Raw genomic sequence first — 17,425 nt, 5'->3', positions numbered from 1 at the left:
CCAACGCTCTACCAGGCCCTCTGATACTGGGGCGGCGGCTCCAGCTTCACGCCCAGCTCGGCCGCCGCACGGCGCGGGAAATAGGGATCGCGCAGCAGTTCACGCGCCATGACGACGAGATCGGCGTCACCGCGATCGATGATCGCCTCGGCCTGCTTCGCATCGGTGATCAATCCGACCGCACCGGTAGCGATGCCTGCTTCACGGCGGATGCGCGCAGCAAACGGGACCTGATACCCCGGCGCCACCGGCACATGCGCATGCGGCACCGCGCCGCCGGACGAACAATCGATCAGGTCGACGCCGTCGCGCTTCAGCCAGCGCGCGAGTTCCACGCATTCATCGATGTCCCAGCCGCCGGGCATCCAGTCGGTCGCAGACACGCGCACGAACAGCGGCCGTGGCGCCGGCCATGCCTCGCGCACAGCGGCGACCGTTTCGCGCAATAACCGCGCGCGGTTCTCCAATGAACCGCCGTGGTCATCGGCGCGCTGGTTGCACAGCGGCGACAGGAATTCGTGCAGCAGGTAGCCGTGCGCGGCATGGATCTCGATCACGCGGAAACCGGCTTCGCGTGCGCGCAACGCGGCATCCCGGAAGTCCGCGATGACTTTCGTGATGCCATCTGCGTCGAGCGCAACCGGCACGGGATACCCCTCGTCGAAGGGAATCGCGCTCGGCGCAAGCGGCGTCCAGGCGCCCTGCCTGCTCGGCAACGGCTTGCCCCCACGCCACGGCTCCGCCGTACTGGCCTTGCGCCCGGCATGCGCGAGCTGGATGCCGGGCAATGCGCCCTGCGAGGTGATGAACGCTGCAATGCGTGCCCAAGCGTCGCGTTGCCGGTTGTTCCAGATGCCCGTGTCGGTCGGCGAGATGCGCCCTTCCGGCGACACGGCGGTCGCCTCGGTAAACACCAGTCCCGTGCCGCCGACCGCGCGGCTGCCCAGATGCACGAGATGCCAATCGTCCGGGATACCGTCGACCGCGGAGTATTCGCACATCGGCGACACCACGATGCGGTTGCGCAGGGTGACGTCGCCGATCGTCAACGGTTCGAACAGGCGCATGCAACTCTCCGGATGGATCGCCCAGCGGGAATCGCTGGCGAGCTGCCTTATACAACGGCGATGGCGCGCTGCAACATCCGATCTCCCGACGCCGCCACTGTCAGGATGGTCGTCGGTTATAAAAATAATCTTATTCAATCGATTGAAGATCATTCTTCAAGTCAATTCCATATGCAGGCCATCCGGCCGAAGCAGCGCCCTTGAAAGCTTAGCGGGAGCTTAACGACGACTGTGATGCAGTTCGCACACAGGGAAACGACAACTTCGGGGTGCAAAGATGTTGCCGATCGATCTGGATGTGACGCGCAGTGTCCGGGCCTACATGGCCTCGTGCATGAATGGGCCGGAATTCTCGCTGGAGCGCGTGCATGGCGGGCTGTGCGATGCGGTCTGGTATTCGCCGAAGGACCGCCGCGCATTGCGCGCGTTGTGTGACCAGCATCCCCAGGAATTCACGCGCTGGTTGTATGAGCGTGAGCGCGATGGCCGCTACACCGGCCTGATCATGGTCTGGCCGGCCGGCTATTCGACGCCGATCCATGATCATGCCGGCCTGTGGGGCATCGAGATGGTCCTGCAGGGAACACTGGGCGTCGAGGACTACGAACTCACGACCGACGAGCGCGGTGAAGCGCAGCCGAGATTCGTCGGCACGACGCTGCTCGAGGAAGGCCAGTCCTGCGCGTTCCGCGGCACCGCCGGCCACGCACACCGCTGCACCAACCTGTCGGCACGCCGCGCCGCGGTCACCCTGCATGTCTATGGCGGTCTGCTCGAAACCTATTGCAATTTCGACCCGGCGCTGGGCGGTCGCTACGTCGCCGCACCGACGATCGCGAGGATCGACGGCAGCCTCGGAGCCACGCGCGTGCGCAGTGCGTGAGTCTGTCCCTCTCCCGGAGAGAGGGGGAGCCTTTGAGCGAGACACGTTCTTTCAGGACCGTAGTACCGCAGGGCGGTAGGAACCGTCATCGCTTTCAGCGACGATAGGCGGCCTTTCTTTCGGCGATTCCGCGATGCGTTTGCGTGCCCTGCTGGTACTGGTCTGGATTCTCTGCGCCGCCGGCTGTGCGCCAGCGACCCTGCGCAATGCCGCGGAATCCAGCCGGACTCCGCTGATCCTGATCTCGATCGACGGCTTCCGCGCCGACTATCTCGATCGCCACGAGACGCCGACACTCTCCGCGCTTGCAGCCGACGGCGTGCGTGCCGAGGCCATGAAGCCGGCATTCCCGACACTGACCTTCCCGAACCACTACACGCTGGTGACCGGCCTGTATCCGGACCACCACGGCATCGTCAACAACCGCATGGTCGACCCTGCCAGCGACAAGGTCTTCGTCTACAAGGATCCGAAGACCACCAGCGATCCGTCATGGTGGGGCGGTGAGCCGATCTGGGTCAGCGTCGAGAAACACGGCGAGCACGCGGCAACCATGTTCTGGCCGGGCTCGGACATCGCGATCGCGGGTGTGCGGCCGAGCAAATGGCTGCCGTTCGACGGCAAGCTGACGCCGGACCAGCGCGTCGACCAGCTGCTGCGCTGGATCGACCTGCCCGTGCCGCAGCGCGCCTCGTTCTTCACGCTGTACTTCGAGCAGGTCGACCACGCCGGGCATGACAACAGCCCCGATTCGCCCGCCGTCGATGCCGCATTGCGCGAAGTCGACGCCGCGCTCGCGCACCTCGTCGACGGCCTGAAGCGACGCGGCCTGTTCGCGCACGCGAACCTGGTGATCGTGTCCGACCACGGCATGACCGCGACTTCGCGCGAGCGTCGCACCTACCTCGACGACGTGCTGCCATTGGCCGATGTCGATGTCGTCAACTACGGCATCCTCGCCGGCATCGTGCCGCATGCAGGCAAGACTGCGGATGTGGAGCGCGCCTTGCTCGCGCCGCATGCGCACATGCAGTGCTGGCGCAAGTCGGAGATGCCCGCGCGCCTGCACTACGGAACGAATCCGCGCATCCCGGCCCTGCTCTGCCTCGCCAAGGATGGAGGCATCATCACCTCGCACGAGTACGAAACCAGTGGCGGTCATTTCTCGGCCGGCGAGCACGGTTACGACAGCGACGATCCGGCCATGCGCGCGCTGTTCATCGCGCACGGCCCGGGGTTCAAACAAGGGCTCGTAGTACCGGAGTTCGACAACGTCGACGTGTATCCGCTGCTCATGCACCTGCTCGGCATCCGCCAGCAGCCGAACGACGGCGATTACGCCGCCGTCGCCGGCATGTTGCGCGTCGACGCGCATTGAGCAGTCGCGGCATTCAGCGACTCAGTTCGCGCAGCGCTGCCTCCGGGTAGCGCGCGCCGGATGCGACGCCCTGCGGGGCGATCGCGTCGATTGCGGCGAGTTCCGCCGCGCTCAACGTCAACGCGCCGGCCGCCACGTTCTGCTCGAGCCGCTCGATGCTGGTCGTGCCCGGAATCGGCGCAATGTGATCGCCCTGCGCGAGCAGCCACGCCAGTGCGAGTTGCGACGGCGTGCAGTCCTTCTCGGCGGCGATGTCCTCGATCTTCTCGACGAGCGCGAGGTTCTTCGCGAAGTTGTCGCCCTGGAAACGCGGCGAACCGCGTCGCCAATCATCTGCGGCGAGATCCTCGAGTTTCCTGAATCGGCCGGCGAGGAAACCGCGACCGAGCGGGCTGTACGCGACGAAGCCGATGCCGAGCTCGCGGCACAGCGGCAGGATCTCGTCCTCCGGATCGCGACTCCACAACGAGTATTCGCTCTGGATCGCGGTGAGCGGATGCACGGCATGCGCGCGCCGGATCGTCGCCGCCGACGCTTCGGACAAGCCTACATGGCGCACCTTGCCCTGCTTCACGAGTTCGGCGAGCGCACCAACGGTCTCCTCGATCGGCACCTTCGGATCGATCCGGTGCTGGTAGTAGAGATCGATGTGGTCGACGCCGAGCCGACGCAGCGAGGCTTCGCAGCTGGCGCGGACGTATTCGGGCCGGCCGTTTACGCCGAGGCGTTCGCCGCTCTCGCTGCGCACGATGCCGAACTTGGTTGCGAGCACGACACGGTCACGGATGCCGGCGAGCGCCTTGCCGACCAGTACTTCATTGGTGAACGGCCCGTAGATGTCGGCCGTGTCGATCAGGCTCACGCCGAGATCGACCGCGCGGCGGATCAGCGCGATGCCGGCCGCGTCGTCGTGCTCGCTGCTCGAATAGAAATCCGAAAGGCCCATGCAGCCGAGGCCGATCGCTGAAACCTGCAGGGTGTTGCCGAGTGTTCGCATCTTCATCATAAGCTCCTTTGTCAACGTTCCTGATCGGTCGGCCGCATCAGCACCTCGTTGATGCTGACGTGCGACGGCCGGGTTACACAGAACAGAATGGCTTCGGCGATGTCGGCCGGCTGCAGCTGGCGCAGGCTTTCGGCCCAGGTTTCGATCGCCTCCTTCACGGCCGGATTGCCGATGTGATCGCGCAATTCCGTTGCGACAGCGCCGGGCTCGACGACACTGACGCGCACGCCGTCGCGATGGACCTCGCGACGCAACGCCTCGGAAAACGCGACCACGCCGAACTTCGTCGCCGAGTAGCCAGCGCCGTTCGGATTCGCGACGCGACCCGCGGTCGAGGCGATATTCACGATGTCGCCGCTGCCCCTTGCGCGCATGCCGCGCAATGCGGCCTGCGTCGACGCGATCAGGCTGAGCACGTTCAATTCCAGCATGCGGCGCCAGCGACCGAGATCGGCGTCGGCGACCGGCTCCAGATACATCACACCGGCGTTGTTGACGAGGATGTCGAGTCTGCCGTACCGGGCCTCGGTCTCGGCGACGATGCGTTGCGCTTCGTGCTCGTCGAGCAGATCCGCCTCCAGCACCAGTGGTTCGGCGCCGAGCTTGCGTAGGCGATTCGCGAGTTCGTCTAGGCGATCGCGCCGGCGAGCCGCGATCGCGACCCTGGCGCCCGCTTCGGCCAACGCGACCGCGGTCGCCTCGCCGATGCCGGACGAGGCTCCGGTGACCAGCGCCACACGGCTGTCGAGGGTTTTCATCGTGGGAATTCCTGCAACGAGAGGACGCGTATCCTGCGCCTTGCGACTGCGTCGAAAAACCCCGACGATGCGCATGCGTCATGAAGCCCTCCTTCACAATCACTCCGGACCAGCTCCCCGCGCTGCTCGCGTTCGCACGGGTCGCTGCACACGGCAGCTTCACCAGCGCCGCGCGCGAGCTGGAAGTCTCGCCGTCCGCGCTGTCGCAGACGATCCGCGGGCTCGAGACCCGGCTCGGCGTGCGCCTGCTCAACCGCACCACACGCCGCGTCGGACTGACCGAGGCCGGCGCCGCGCTGCTTACGCGCGTCGAACCCGCGCTCTCCGAGATTGATACCGCGATCGGCGACCTGCGCCAGCAGCGCGAGCGGCCCGCCGGCACCTTGCGCATCACCGCGCCACAGGTCGGCGTGCCGGCGCTGCTGGAACCGCATCTGGCGGATTTCCTCGCGGCCTATCCGGACATTTGCCTCGACATCCATGTCGACAGTTCGCTCAATGATCTGGTGACCCAGGGTCTCGATGCCGGCATCCGGCTCGGCGAGAAGGTGCAGCGCGACATGGTCGCGTTGCCGCTCGGCGGCGCGCAGCGTTCGGTCGTGGTCGGGGCGCCGGCTTATTTCGCCCAGTGTGGAACGCCCCAGCATCCGCGCGAGCTGCAGTCGCACAACTGCCTGCGCTCCCGCTTCTCGCTGGGGGGCGCAACTTATCGGTGGGAGTTCTGCGAACGCGGGCGCTGGTTCGAGATCGGGGTCGAAGGCAGCGTGATCTGCAATGACCACTCGCTGTTGTTGCGTGCCGCAACGCATGGCGTTGGCCTGGTGCACACGATGGAGCCGCTGGTGCGCAAACAACTCGCGGCAGGAACCCTGGTCAGCGTGCTCGATGCGTTCCTGCCGCCGTACGACGGCTTCTACCTCTACTACCCGAGTCGCGCTCAGCTCGCGCCGAAACTACGCGTGTTTGCCGACTTCCTGCGCGCGCGCCTGAACGCGCCGCTTCAGCCCGTGCGCGCGAGTCGCTCGACGACCTCGCGGTAACGCGTGGCGATGCGCTGCTCGTCGCGATGACGGCCATCGCGAACGACCCAGTCGCCGGCGACCATCACGTCGCGCACGAGGTTCGTGTTGCCAGCAAACAGCCACGTGTCGACGACATGTGCGGGATCGCGGCCGGCGAGCAACGGTGAGGCGTCATCGAGTACCACGAGGTCGGCACGTGAGCCGTGCGACGACGACTCGGGGCCAACGCCTTCGAGTCGGCCAACCGCTGCGCCAGCAGCTTGCGCGCCACCTGCGAGAGCCCGTGCGAACAGCATCTCGCCAGTGCTCGGCATCGTCGCATTCGCACTGACATTGCGATGACGCGTGATCAGCCGTTGCCCATACTCGAGCCAGCGCAGTTCCTCGACCGGCGACACCGAGATATGACTGTCCGAGCCGATGCCGATCGCACCGCCGGCATCGAGGTACGCCTTCAGCGGAAACAGCCCGTCGCCGAGATTTGCCTCGGTAGTCGGACAGAGACCTGCCACCGCACCGGTTGCGGCGAGACGCCGTGTTTCCGTCTCGGTCATGTGCGTGGCATGCACGAGGCACCAACGAAAATCGACGGCGGCGTGATCGAGCAGCCACTCGACCGGACGCGCGTTGCGGATCGCGAGACAGTCCTGCACCTCGCCGATCTGCTCGGCGATATGGATGTGGATCGGCCCGCTGCGCGCAATATCGGTGTCGAGGACCGCGCGCAGAGCATCCTCGGGCACCGCACGCAATGAATGCAGCGCGATGCCCACGCGCACCATCGGCGCCTCCAGCGCCCGCAACTGTTCGACGAGCCACAGATAGCCGTCGACATCGTGGCCGAAGCGACGCTGGCGCTCGGTCAACGGACGTCCGTCGAAGCCACCCGTCATATACAGCGTCGGCAACAGGGTCAGGCCGATGCCCGCCTCGTGCGCCGCCTCGACCAGCGCCAGCGACATCGCGGCCGGATCGGCATAGGGCTTTCCGTCCGGCTGGTGATGCAGGTAGTGGAACTCGCAGACCTGCGTGTAGCCCGCCTTCAGCATCTCGACATACAGCTGCGCCGCGATCGCGCGCAGGTCGTCCGGTCCGATGCGCCCGGCGAACGCATACATCACCTCGCGCCAGCTCCAGAAGCTGTCCTCGCCTTCCCCACGCCTCTCAGCGAGTCCGGCCATCGCACGCTGGAACGCGTGCGAATGCAGATTCGGCATGCCGGGTACGACGTAGCGACCGAGGTACGCGGAGTTTGCGCGCGGGGCGCCCGCCTCGACGGCGAGCAATGCGCCGGGCAGATGGCGCCCCCGGTCGACGTCGATGCGCACGTCCGCCGCGAAGCCGTGCGGCAACCAGGCGTGATCGGCGAAATGCTGGCTGACGTCCATGACCAATCCGTGCGGGCGGAGCGGCGAGCCTAGCCGCGCAACGGCGTCATTTCCACCCCATCGCTTGGCGCGCGCGCGCGCAGACGCGACACTAGCGGATATGAACCAAGCAGAACCGACCACGCGTATCGAACGGTTTACGCAACACGAGTGGCCGTTACCGCTGCAACGGCGGCAACGCATCGTTTTCTGGAGCGTGGCGGCCCTGGTCGCCGAGTTCGAGCAGGCCAACACCTGGTCGAAATCCGATTTGTCCCCAAAGGAAGCCGCCGGATGAGCATGCACTGGGACGGACTGCTGCTGGACTGCCGGCTCGCAACGATGACCGACAACGGCGTGCCCTACGGCGCGATCGAACGCGGCGCACTCGCGTGGAAGGATGGCGTGCTGGCGTTCGCCGGCGCACAGGCGGATCTTCCGGATCGTCCGGATCGGCTCGCGGCGCAGGTGGCATCAGCCGGCAACGCCTGGGTCACGCCGGGCCTGATCGACTGCCACACGCACCTGGTATTCGGCGGCGATCGCGCCGGTGAATTCGAGCAGCGCCTGAACGGCGCGAACTATGAGGAGATTGCGCGCACCGGTGGCGGCATCATGTCGACCGTGCGTGCGACGCGCGCTGCCGATGAAGACGCCCTGCTCGCGCAGTCCTTGCCGCGTGCGCGCGCGTTGCTTGCCGATGGCGTGACAACGCTCGAGATCAAGTCCGGCTATGGCCTCGATCTCGACAGCGAACGCCGGATGCTGCGTGTCGCGCGTCGCATCGGCGACGAACTCGGCATTGGCGTGCGCACGACCTTTCTTGGCGCGCACGCATTGCCGCCGGAATTCACCGGGCGCCAGGACGACTATATCGCTCAGGTCTGCGAGGTCATGTTGCCGGCGATTGCTCGCGAGCAGCTTGCCGACGCGGCCGACGCGTTCTGCGAAAAGATCGCGTTCACGCCGGAGCAGACGCGCCGCGTGTTCACGAAGGCGCGTGAACTGGGCTTGCGCGTGAAGCTGCACGCGGATCAGCTGTCCGATCTCGGCGGCGCCGCGCTCGCCGCGGAATTCGGCGCACTCTCGGCCGACCACCTCGAATACACCAGCGAAGCCGGTGTGCTCGCGATGGCTGCGTCCGGCAGCGTCGCGGTGCTGCTGCCGGGTGCGTTCTACGCATTGCGCGAAACGAAACTGCCGCCGATCGACGCGTTTCGCACGCATCGTGTGCCGATCGCGATCGCGACCGATCTCAATCCCGGTACCTCACCGCTGTTGTCGCTGCGTCTGGCGATGAACATGGCCTGCACGCTGTTCCGCCTGACACCGGAGGAAGCATTGCGTGGTGCAACCATCAACGCGGCGCGCGCGCTCGGTCTGGCCGATCGCGGTACGCTGGCGGTCGGCCAACGCGCCGACTTCGTGGTCTGGGGCGTCGAGCGTCCGGCGGATCTCTGCTACTGGATCGGCGGCGCATTGGCGCGGGAAGTCCGCATCGCCGGGCGATGCGTCTGAACGGGCCGGCGTGAATTACAAGCTCAGCCGGCTCTCGAATCGCCGTGCCGCACCGCTGAGCGGATCGATGAAGTCGACGGCCTGCGCCAGCAGTTTCAATGGCCGGCTGTAGTCGTCGGCACTGCCGGGAGCACGCGCGTCGGCCAGCCGCGGATAGAAATCATCGTTGACGATCGCGGCGCCGAGCGCCGCCATATGCACGCGCAGCTGATGCTTGCGTCCGCTGACCGGATAGAGCGCATAGCGCCAGATGTCGCCCTCGCACGCAATCACTTCGATGCGCGTTTCGGCGTTCGGTACGCCTGCGACGTCGCGCATCCGGAAGAACGGCTCGCCGGCCTCGATGCGGCTGCTCCTCGTGAGCGGGAACGTCAGCTGCGGCAGCGCCGGCGCCAACGCCTCATAGCGCTTCTCGATCCGGCGGGTACGGAACAGCGCCTGGTAGTGCGAGCGGCTGTCGCGATCCGCCGAGAACAGGACCAGCCCCGCAGTGCCGCGGTCGATGCGATGCAAAGGCGCCAGCTCCGGATTGCCGAGGCGCCGGATCAAGCGCGCGAGCAAGGTCTCCTCGACGTGGATGCCGGCCGGCGTCACCGGCAGGAAATGCGGCTTGTCGGCGACGACCAGATGCGCATCGGCATGCAGCACTGTTTCCGCAAATGGAATCGGCGCCTCCGACGCGACTTCGCGGTAGTAGTGGATGCGAATACCGACCCGGTACGGCGTGTGTGCGTCGATCGGCACGCCGGACGCATCCAGCACGCGCGCACGCTCGATGCGGCTCAGCCACCGTTCCCGGCTGATCGCCGGGAAATGCGCGCACAGGCAATCGAGCACGGTCGACCACGCGCCCGGCGGAAGCTGCAGCGCGCTCGCCGCCACGCCATTGCGCAAGGGATATTGTCCGGGCACGCAGCCTCTGCTCGCTGATCGGTCGGTGCGGAAGGTGGCCCGTAACATCACGGGCCGCGGAAACCATGATAATGGACGGTCATGTACACCGATTCCCATTCCCACGCCGAACCCATCGACCCCGCGATCCGCTGCGCCGACTGCGAGGCCGTCTGCTGCCGGCTGCCCGTGCTGTTGCTGCCCGGCGACTCGGTTCCGCTGTGGGCGAGCGATCGCGACGAACATGGCCTGGAGATCGTCGCGAAAGCCGACGATGGCTGGTGCGTGGCGCTCGACCGGCACAGCATGCGCTGCACGATCTACGCGCGCCGCCCGCAGATCTGCGCCGCGTTCGCGATGGGCGGCGACGGTTGCCGCGACGAACGCGCGGCATGGTTCGGCGAATCGGGCGCCTCCATTCCGGTCACCGTGATCGACTGCGCGTAGCGATGCGCGACCCGCGCCGGACGGGCAACGCCTACAATCGCCGCTTTGTTTCCAGGGACGAAAGGCATGGCGCTCAACGCCACCATCTACAAGGTCGAGCTGCAGATCACCGACATGGATCGCCACTACTACGCGACCCACTCTCTGACGCTGGCGCGGCATCCGTCCGAAACCGCCGTGCGCCTGATGGTGCGCGTGCTCGCGTTCGCGCTGCATGCGGACGAGCGCCTCGAGTTCGGCAAGGGTATCAGCAGCGACGACGAGCCGGACTTGTGGCGCAAGGACCGCACCGGCGAGATCGAGCAGTGGATCGAGCTCGGCCAGCCTGACGAGCAGCGCGTGCGCAAGGCGTGCGGCCGAGCGCGCCAGGTCGTGGTGGTCAACTATGGGGGCCGTGCCGCAGATCTGTGGTGGGACAAAACCAGCGCGACGCTGTCGCGTGCAAAGAATCTCACCGTGATCGATATCCCCACGGCCGCCAGCGACGCGCTCGCCGCGTCGGCCGATCGCGGCATGCGCCTGCAATGCATGATCCAGGATGGTCAGGTGCAGATATTTGGCGACGACGGCGCCGCCATCAGCCTCGATCCGATCGTGCGCATCGCCCCAGTCGCGACGACCCGTTGAGCGCATGGCGGAATCATTCGACGTCCTGATCGTCGGCGCCGGCGCGGCCGGCCTGATGTGCGCGATCGCGGCAGGCGCGCGCGGTCGGCGCGTGCTGGTCGTCGAACACGCGAACCGCGTCGGCAAGAAGATACTGATGTCGGGCGGCGGACGCTGCAATTTCACCAACACTGGCGCGACGCCGGCGAATTACCTGTCAACGAACCCGCATTTCTGCAAGTCCGCATTGGCCCGCTACACGCCCGCCGATTTCATCGCGATGGTCGAGCGCCACCGCATCGCGTACCACGAGAAGGAACTCGGCCAGCTGTTCTGCGACGATTCCTCGAAGCAGATCGTGCGCATGCTGCTCGACGAATGCGCGGAGGCCGGCGTGCGCATCGAGACGAGCTGCTCGATAGAAAAGGTGCGCCATGGCGACGCCGGCTTTCACGTCGACACCGCGCGCGGCGCGTTCACCGCGCCGGCGCTGGTCGTCGCCAGCGGTGGCCTGTCGATCCCGAGCATGGGAGCGAGCGGTTTCGGCTATGAGCTCGCGCGGCAGTTCGGCCACAACGTGCTGCCGACGCGCGCCGGCCTCGTGCCACTGACCTTGAGCGGCAAGCACCAGGAACGCCTCGCCGATCTCGCCGGCGTCGCGCTGCCGGTCGAGGCGCGCTGCAATGGCGTGAGCTTCCGCAACTTCATGCTGGTCACGCACCGCGGCATCAGCGGGCCTTCGATCCTGCAGATTTCCTCGTACTGGAATCCCGGCGACGACCTGCGCCTGGATCTGCTGCCGAACGAGGACACGTTCACATGGCTGCAGATGCAGCGCGCCGAGCGCCCTGCGAGCGAATTGAAGACGGTGCTCGCTGATTGCATCCCGAAACGCTTCGCACAGCGCTTGTGCGAGCACTGGCTCGCGAACAAGCCGATGCGCCAGTACCACGAGGCCGAGCTGCGTACGATCGCGGATCTGCTTGGCGACTGGCCGCTGGTCGCGAGCGGCACCGAGGGCTATCGCACCGCCGAAGTCACGCTCGGCGGCGTGGACACCGATGAATTGTCTTCAACGACGATGCAATCGAAACGTGTGCCGGGCCTGTATTTCATCGGCGAGGTCGTCGACGTGACCGGCTGGCTCGGCGGCTACAACTTCCAATGGGCGTGGGCTTCGGGACACGCTTGCGGCGGAGCAGTCTGAGCGCTACTCCCTCTCCGGTGAGAGGTGGCGGTTGTTCTCCCTCTCCCCTCCGGGGAGAGGGTCGGGGTGAGGGGAAGTGGCACAAATGCCTACCGCGATGCCTACGGCGAACACCATCCCCACCCGACTCGCCCCTTGAAGGGAGGGCTTCAAAACGCGCCGTGTCGCTACTCTGCAGCCGCCGCCTCACGCCCCTGCTGGCGGATGATCGCTTCAGCGCGCGCGTCGTTGATGGCGTCCATCACGGCGGCGACATCGGCCGGCGTTTCGTCATGCGCGAACAGCCCGGTCAGCTCGCTGTCCGGTCGAAGTTCACCGTTTTCGAACAGCGCCCACATCTCCCGGGCATGGTCGGTGGCGAGCAACTCCGGTGCGAATCGGCCGAGGCACGCGCTGATGTTGGCCACATCGCGCTCGAGCATCGCCAGGGCGCTGTTGTTTCCAGCCGCATCGACCGCCTGCGGCAGATCGATGATGACCGGGCCGTGCGGCGCGACCAGCACGTTGTATTCGGAAAGATCGCCGTGGATCAGGCCGGCGCACAACATCAGTGCGATCTGGCGAATCAGGAACGTGTGGTAAGCGCGCGCCTGTTCGGCTGAAAGCTCGACCTCGCCCAAACGCGGGGCGGAACGTCCCTCCGCATCCGTGACCAGCTCCATCACCAGCACGCCATTGAAAAACCCGTACGGCCGGGGCACCTGCACGCCGGCAGCCGCCAGGCGGTACAGCGCATCGACCTCGCTGTTCTTCCAGGCGGTTTCCTGCTCCTTGCGGCCGTACCGCGTGCTCTTGCTCATCGCGCGCGCCTCGCGGCTGCCGCGCACCTTGCGCCCTTCCTGGTACTGCGCACGCGCCTGGAAGCTGCGCTGGCGCATGTCCTTGTAGACCTTGGCGCAGCGGATTTCATCGCCCGAGCGGATCACGTAGACAGACGCCTCCTTGCCGCTCTTGAGCGGACGGATGACTTCATCGATGACGCCATCGTCGATGAGCGCCTGCAGGCCTTGCGGTGTTTTCATGGAACTCTTGGGCAGTGGAGCGAAGGTCAAGCGCCACGGGGCGGCGCAGACGCAGCCGGCCAGTTTACCCTGTGGAGCGCCCAAACCGCCGATTCAGCCGACTTCGACGCCGTGCAACCGCGCGATCAGGGCGTCCTTCTCGGCCCAGATCGCGTTCATCCAGATCTGGAAGCGCTCGCGGAACGCGGCATCGTTCTGGTAGTCGGCGCCGATGAACTCGGCGGGGATCGGTCGCTCGCGCACATTCACCGAAACCTCGCCGACGCGGTCCGCAAACAGATCCGCGAAGCTCGGTCGACCGTTCGGATAGACCACGGTCACGTCCAAGATGGCCTGCAGCCCCTCACCCATCGCATCCAGCACGAACGCGATGCCACCCGCCTTCGGCCGCAGCAGGAAGCGATACGGAGACTCCTGCCCTGCGTGCTTGGCTTCTGTGAAGCGCGTGCCTTCGACGAAATTCATCACCGACACCGGGATTTCCCGAAAGCGCGCGCAAGCCCGCCGTGTTGCCTCGATATCGCGGCCAGCCAACTCTGGCCGTCGCGCGACGGCTTCGCGCGAATGACGTTTCATGAAAGGGAAATCGAGCGCCCACCACGCCAACCCCATCAGCGGCACCCAGAACAACTGGCTCTTGAGGAAAAAGCGCAACAGCGGAATGCGCCGGTTGAACACCTTCTGCAACACCGGGATATCGACCCAACCTTGGTGATTGGCGATCACCAGATAGTGCCCATCACTGTGCAAGTCGTGATCGCCCTCGATCATGAAACGAGTCCGCGTGAAAACACCGATCAGCCGGCTGTTGAAGCCGATCCAGCTCTCGGCGATCCCTGCCAGCATCGGATTGCAGATCCGCCGCACCAAGCGCAGCGGCAGCAGGGCCTTGACCAGCGTGACCGCGAACAGTGGCACAACATGCGCCAGCGTGCTCGCACTGATCAGCACCGTGGCAAGCGGAACACGTAGCCAGAGCGACAATGGCATTCGCATACGGAACGGTTCGCTCGTGGCAGGGACCAGCGGCGCAGCCTAACCGCGAGCGGGCCAGGTTGCGAGGCCGGCGTATGCGATTACATGCGCCACCGTCCGGGAACTGCGATCATGTCGCATGCTCACCTTTTCCTCGCTCCCTCTCTCCCCCGCCCTGCTGCAGGCACTCGAAGGTCTCGGCCATACCGAGATGACGCCGGTGCAGGCGCAAGGCCTGCCCGCGATCCTGGCCGGGCGCGACCTGATCGCGCAGGCGCCAACCGGTAGCGGCAAGACCGTCGCGTTCGGGCTCGGCCTGCTGCAGCGGCTCGACCCGGCACATGTGCGTCCGCAGGCACTGGTGCTGTGCCCGACGCGCGAGCTGGCCGACCAGGTCGCGAAGGCAATCCGCCGGCTCGCGATCGCGATCCCGAACCTCAAGGTGCTGCTGTTGACCGGCGGTGTCGCGCTCGGACCGCAGCTCGCATCCCTGCGCAAGGATTCGCATGTGATCGTCGGCACGCCGGGACGCGTGCAGGAGATGTTGCGCAAGAAAGTGCTGCATCTGACGCACGTGCGCACGCTGGTGCTCGACGAGGCGGACCGCATGCTCGACATGGGCTTCGAGGAGCCGATCCGCGAGATCGTCGGCAAGACGCCGAAGCAGCGCCAGACCCTGCTGTTCTCGGCGACGTATCCGGAGGAGATCCGCACGATCGGCCGCGACCTGATGCGCGATCCGCTCGAGGTCACGGTTGCTGCGCATGCCGAGCAGCCCGCGGTCGAGCAGGTGTTCTTCGAGGTCGAACTTGCGCGCAAACCGGCTGCGCTCGCGGCGCTGCTGCAGGAGTACCGGCCCGAATCCAGTGTCGTGTTCTGCAACACGCGGCGCGACGTGGACGACCTGGCCGAATCGCTCGGCAAGGCCGGCATCACTGCGCTGGCGCTGCACGGCGACATCGACCAGCGTGACCGCGACGAAGTGCTGGTGCGCTTCGCGAACCGAAGCTGCAGCGTGCTGGTGGCCAGCGATGTCGCCGCGCGGGGCCTCGACATCAAGGAGCTCGGCGCGGTGATCAACTACGAGTTGCCGCCCGATCCGGACATCTACCTGCACCGCATCGGCCGCACCGCACGCGCAGGTCGCGGCGGTCTCGCGCTCAGCCTGGTCACGCCGCGCGAGATGCCGCGTGCGCTGGCGCTGGAAACACGCCAGGGCACGCCGCTGCGCTGGTTGCAGCCGAAAGCGCTCGCCGGCAAGGGAAACGACTCGCTGCAGGCCGCGATGGTCACGCTGCGCCTCGACGCCGGACGCACCGACAAGATGCGCCCGGGCGATATCCTCGGCGCACTGACCGGCGACGCCGGGCTGCCCGCGGATGCGGTCGGCAAGATCGATGTGTTCGCGACGCGCGCGTACGTCGCGATCCGGCGCGATCATGCCGGCAAGGCGTTGACGCGCCTGCGGGAGGGAAAGATCAAGGGGCGCAACGTGCGTGTCGCGAGGATCTGAGCGATGAGCGGTTCTTCGCCGAGCCTTCCAGCGGAACAGCTTCTCACCGACGCCGCAGTGATCGCCGCGACGCAGCGCTGGATCGAACGCGCGGTGATCGGTCTCAACCTGTGCCCTTTCGCACGTGCGCCGTTCGTGCAGCAACGTCTGCGCCTGCATGTCAGCCATGCGCGCGACACGACCCGCCTCGCCGATGATCTTCGCGACGAACTGCAGCGCTTGCAGGACACGGATCCGCAGGCCTGCGAAACCACCCTGCTGATCCATCCGTTCGTGCTCGGCGACTTCGCGGATTTCAACGATTTCCTCGATGTCGCAGACGCCGTGCTGCGCCACATCGGACTCGAGGGTGAACTTCAGATCGCGAGTTTCCACCCCGACTATCGCTTCGCAGACGTGGCGGCCGATGCGGTCGAGAACTGCACGAACCGCTCGCCGTTCCCGATCCTGCACTTGCTCCGCGAATCGAGCATCGACCAGGCCGTCGCCTCGATGGCCGACACCGACGCGATCTATCGCCGCAACATCGAGACCTTGCGCAAACTCGGTGCCGCAGGCTGGCAAGCGATGTGGGTTGACCAGCCCTGAAGCAGCACCGCGCATCGGCGGCACGACCGATCGCGCCAGGCGCGCCGTTACCGCGACACATTGACGCTTTCACAAAAGTGGCTAGGATTTGCCCTGTGCGATACACCGCACCCAATATCCGTTCCGTCCACGAGAGCCGAGGAGGCCGCGATGAGCAAGGGCATGGACCAGAAAAAGAGCGACAAGAAGAAGCCGGCAAAGACGATGAAGGAGAAGAAAGCGGAGAAGAACGCGAAGAAGGCCGCGAAAGGGCATTGACCGCGTCTCAGATGTCGCGCGGGGCGCATCGCTCCGCAGCGGCAGTGGCTACTCCGTTGCGCGTCTGTCGACGAACACCGCGAACATCCCCGCGTACGGCTTGACCATCACGGCCGCCGCGCCGGTGTAGCCATCGGCTTTCGTGTAGATCCGCGACAGCGTGCCGTCGAGATACAGCGCGTCGCGGCAGCCGAGTTCGTCGCGGAACAGGCGCGCGAACGCATGGAACGTCACCGGCGCCTCGCTGACCGCGAACACGACTTGCTGCGGCGCTCTTGCGCAGACTCCGCTGCGCCATTTCAGACTGTCGGATTGCTCGTCGAAGGCGGGATTGATCGCGCCATCGACGACCAGCATCGGCCCCGACTGCGTCGCCAACCGCGCCTCGATCCTGCGTTCGCGCCAGTCCGACGTCGCGACGACACCCGCGTGGTTCCGCGCGTCCACGTAGAACACCCCGTTCGGCTGGATCGAGAAGTTGCCGGCACCTGCGCTGCCGCGTGCGGTGTTCAGAGGGCGTAGCGCAACGCCCTCTTCAACATACAGGCCGAGCGGCCGGAACTGCCGATCATAGATGCCCGCGTTCGTCGCGAACAGCAGCTCGCGGCCCTGCCCGTCCCCCCAGTGGCGCAACCCGTCGATGCTCGCCAATGGTTGCCCTTGCGCATCACGCCAATGCAGCTCGAGCCGGTCATGCGCGAGATCGACTTCGACGACACGGAAGTCGGCAGCGTCGAAGTGCACGCGGCGACTCAGCGGTTGCGCCACCGCCGATGCCATTGTGCAGATCAGGACCAGACAAGCCACCCCGAACCGACAAGCTATGCGTCCTTTCATTCCGCGATTCTCCCCGAAACGGCCCGGACGCTGATGAACACATCCGCTATGGCGCAAGGGATATCCATGGCGACCGCGTGCT

General features: G+C 66.2%; 18 protein-coding genes. 10 read left to right on the top strand and 8 right to left on the bottom strand.

Going from position 1 to position 17,425, the window contains the following annotated elements; translation table 11 throughout:
- Positions 1–8: 8 nt before the first annotated feature.
- Positions 9–1,067 (bottom strand): NADPH dehydrogenase NamA, encoded by a 1,059-nt coding sequence (gene namA / locus ABD002_RS04565; RefSeq protein ID WP_343787619.1) that lies wholly within the window; start codon positions 1,065–1,067, stop codon positions 9–11.
- A gap of 277 nt (positions 1,068–1,344) precedes the next feature.
- Here namA and ABD002_RS04560 point away from each other — a divergent pair, with 277 nt between their 5' ends.
- Together ABD002_RS04560 and ABD002_RS04555 are read left to right on the top strand one after the other, a co-directional pair.
- The gene (locus tag ABD002_RS04560; protein ID WP_343787617.1) at positions 1,345–1,950 is read left to right on the top strand and encodes a cysteine dioxygenase; all 606 of its coding nucleotides are present in this window, start codon (positions 1,345–1,347) and stop codon (positions 1,948–1,950) included.
- Between the two features lie 133 nt (positions 1,951–2,083).
- Positions 2,084–3,328, top strand: coding sequence for an alkaline phosphatase family protein (locus tag ABD002_RS04555; protein WP_343787615.1), 1,245 nt, complete (start codon positions 2,084–2,086; stop codon positions 3,326–3,328).
- A 13-nt stretch (positions 3,329–3,341) separates the two neighbouring features.
- Here the strand turns inward: ABD002_RS04555 and ABD002_RS04550 are convergent, their stop codons facing one another.
- Both ABD002_RS04550 and ABD002_RS04545 read right to left on the bottom strand, forming a co-directional pair.
- Positions 3,342–4,331 (bottom strand): aldo/keto reductase, encoded by a 990-nt coding sequence (locus ABD002_RS04550; protein WP_343787613.1) that lies wholly within the window; start codon positions 4,329–4,331, stop codon positions 3,342–3,344.
- 14 nt (positions 4,332–4,345) lie between these two features.
- Positions 4,346–5,092 (bottom strand): SDR family NAD(P)-dependent oxidoreductase, encoded by a 747-nt coding sequence (locus ABD002_RS04545; RefSeq protein ID WP_343787611.1) that lies wholly within the window; start codon positions 5,090–5,092, stop codon positions 4,346–4,348.
- Between the two features lie 80 nt (positions 5,093–5,172).
- Here ABD002_RS04545 and ABD002_RS04540 point away from each other — a divergent pair, with 80 nt between their 5' ends.
- Entirely contained in the window at positions 5,173–6,132 is a 960-nt protein-coding gene (locus ABD002_RS04540; protein WP_343787609.1) for a LysR family transcriptional regulator, read from the top strand.
- Here ABD002_RS04540 and ABD002_RS04535 read toward each other — a convergent pair.
- Positions 6,093–7,502 carry a formimidoylglutamate deiminase gene (locus ABD002_RS04535; protein WP_343787607.1) on the bottom strand — a complete coding sequence of 470 codons (1,410 nt, stop codon included), beginning with the start codon at positions 7,500–7,502 and terminating at the stop codon, positions 6,093–6,095. The genes ABD002_RS04540 and ABD002_RS04535 overlap by 40 nt on opposite strands.
- A 64-nt stretch (positions 7,503–7,566) precedes the next feature.
- Here ABD002_RS04535 and ABD002_RS04530 point away from each other — a divergent pair, with 64 nt between their 5' ends.
- Positions 7,567–7,779, top strand: a complete 213-nt coding sequence (locus ABD002_RS04530) for a hypothetical protein (protein ID WP_343787605.1) — start codon at positions 7,567–7,569, stop codon at positions 7,777–7,779.
- Entirely contained in the window at positions 7,776–8,999 is a 1,224-nt protein-coding gene (gene hutI / locus ABD002_RS04525) for an imidazolonepropionase (protein ID WP_343787603.1), read from the top strand. The genes ABD002_RS04530 and hutI overlap by 4 nt, the downstream gene beginning before the upstream one ends.
- Positions 9,000–9,014: 15 nt before the next feature.
- Here hutI and ABD002_RS04520 read toward each other — a convergent pair whose 3' ends face one another.
- Positions 9,015–9,911: a pseudouridine synthase gene (locus ABD002_RS04520; protein WP_425545122.1), complete on the bottom strand. Its 897-nt coding sequence runs from the start codon at positions 9,909–9,911 to the stop codon at positions 9,015–9,017.
- Positions 9,912–9,992: 81 nt separating this feature from the next.
- Between ABD002_RS04520 and ABD002_RS04515 the strand changes: the two genes are divergently transcribed.
- The 3 genes from ABD002_RS04515 to ABD002_RS04505 all read left to right on the top strand — a co-directional run bounded on the left by ABD002_RS04515 (position 9,993) and on the right by ABD002_RS04505 (position 12,150).
- A complete protein-coding gene (locus ABD002_RS04515) occupies positions 9,993–10,337 on the top strand; it encodes a YkgJ family cysteine cluster protein (RefSeq protein ID WP_343787601.1) in 345 nt (114 codons plus the stop codon).
- Positions 10,338–10,403: 66 nt separating this feature from the next.
- Positions 10,404–10,964: a YaeQ family protein gene (locus ABD002_RS04510; RefSeq protein ID WP_343787599.1), complete on the top strand. Its 561-nt coding sequence runs from the start codon at positions 10,404–10,406 to the stop codon at positions 10,962–10,964.
- Positions 10,965–10,968: 4 nt separating this feature from the next.
- Entirely contained in the window at positions 10,969–12,150 is a 1,182-nt protein-coding gene (locus tag ABD002_RS04505; RefSeq protein WP_343787597.1) for a BaiN/RdsA family NAD(P)/FAD-dependent oxidoreductase, read from the top strand.
- Between the two features lie 167 nt (positions 12,151–12,317).
- Here the strand turns inward: ABD002_RS04505 and ABD002_RS04500 are convergent, their stop codons facing one another.
- Both ABD002_RS04500 and ABD002_RS04495 read right to left on the bottom strand, forming a co-directional pair.
- Complete coding sequence (locus ABD002_RS04500) at positions 12,318–13,172, bottom strand: PA4780 family RIO1-like protein kinase (protein WP_343787595.1); 855 nt, start codon at positions 13,170–13,172, stop codon at positions 12,318–12,320.
- Positions 13,173–13,265: 93 nt separating this feature from the next.
- Positions 13,266–14,168, bottom strand: coding sequence for a 1-acylglycerol-3-phosphate O-acyltransferase, YihG family (locus tag ABD002_RS04495; RefSeq protein ID WP_379988909.1), 903 nt, complete (start codon positions 14,166–14,168; stop codon positions 13,266–13,268).
- A gap of 118 nt (positions 14,169–14,286) precedes the next feature.
- Here ABD002_RS04495 and dbpA point away from each other — a divergent pair, with 118 nt between their 5' ends.
- Positions 14,287–15,660, top strand: coding sequence for an ATP-dependent RNA helicase DbpA (gene dbpA, locus ABD002_RS04490; RefSeq protein ID WP_343787593.1), 1,374 nt, complete (start codon positions 14,287–14,289; stop codon positions 15,658–15,660).
- Between the two features lie 3 nt (positions 15,661–15,663).
- A complete protein-coding gene (locus ABD002_RS04485) occupies positions 15,664–16,248 on the top strand; it encodes a DUF1415 domain-containing protein (protein ID WP_343787591.1) in 585 nt (194 codons plus the stop codon).
- Positions 16,249–16,554: 306 nt separating this feature from the next.
- Here the strand turns inward: ABD002_RS04485 and ABD002_RS04480 are convergent, their stop codons facing one another.
- Entirely contained in the window at positions 16,555–17,286 is a 732-nt protein-coding gene (locus ABD002_RS04480) for a phosphodiester glycosidase family protein (protein WP_343787589.1), read from the bottom strand.
- Positions 17,287–17,425: the final 139 nt, after the last annotated feature.

Origin of the sequence: Dokdonella soli (genome assembly GCF_039523175.1) — a bacterium.
In the GTDB taxonomy this organism is placed as follows: Bacteria; Pseudomonadota; Gammaproteobacteria; order Xanthomonadales; family Rhodanobacteraceae; genus Dokdonella_A; species Dokdonella_A soli.
Note: the sequence above shows the minus strand (reverse complement) of the source record. Positions and strands in the feature narration are given on the sequence as shown.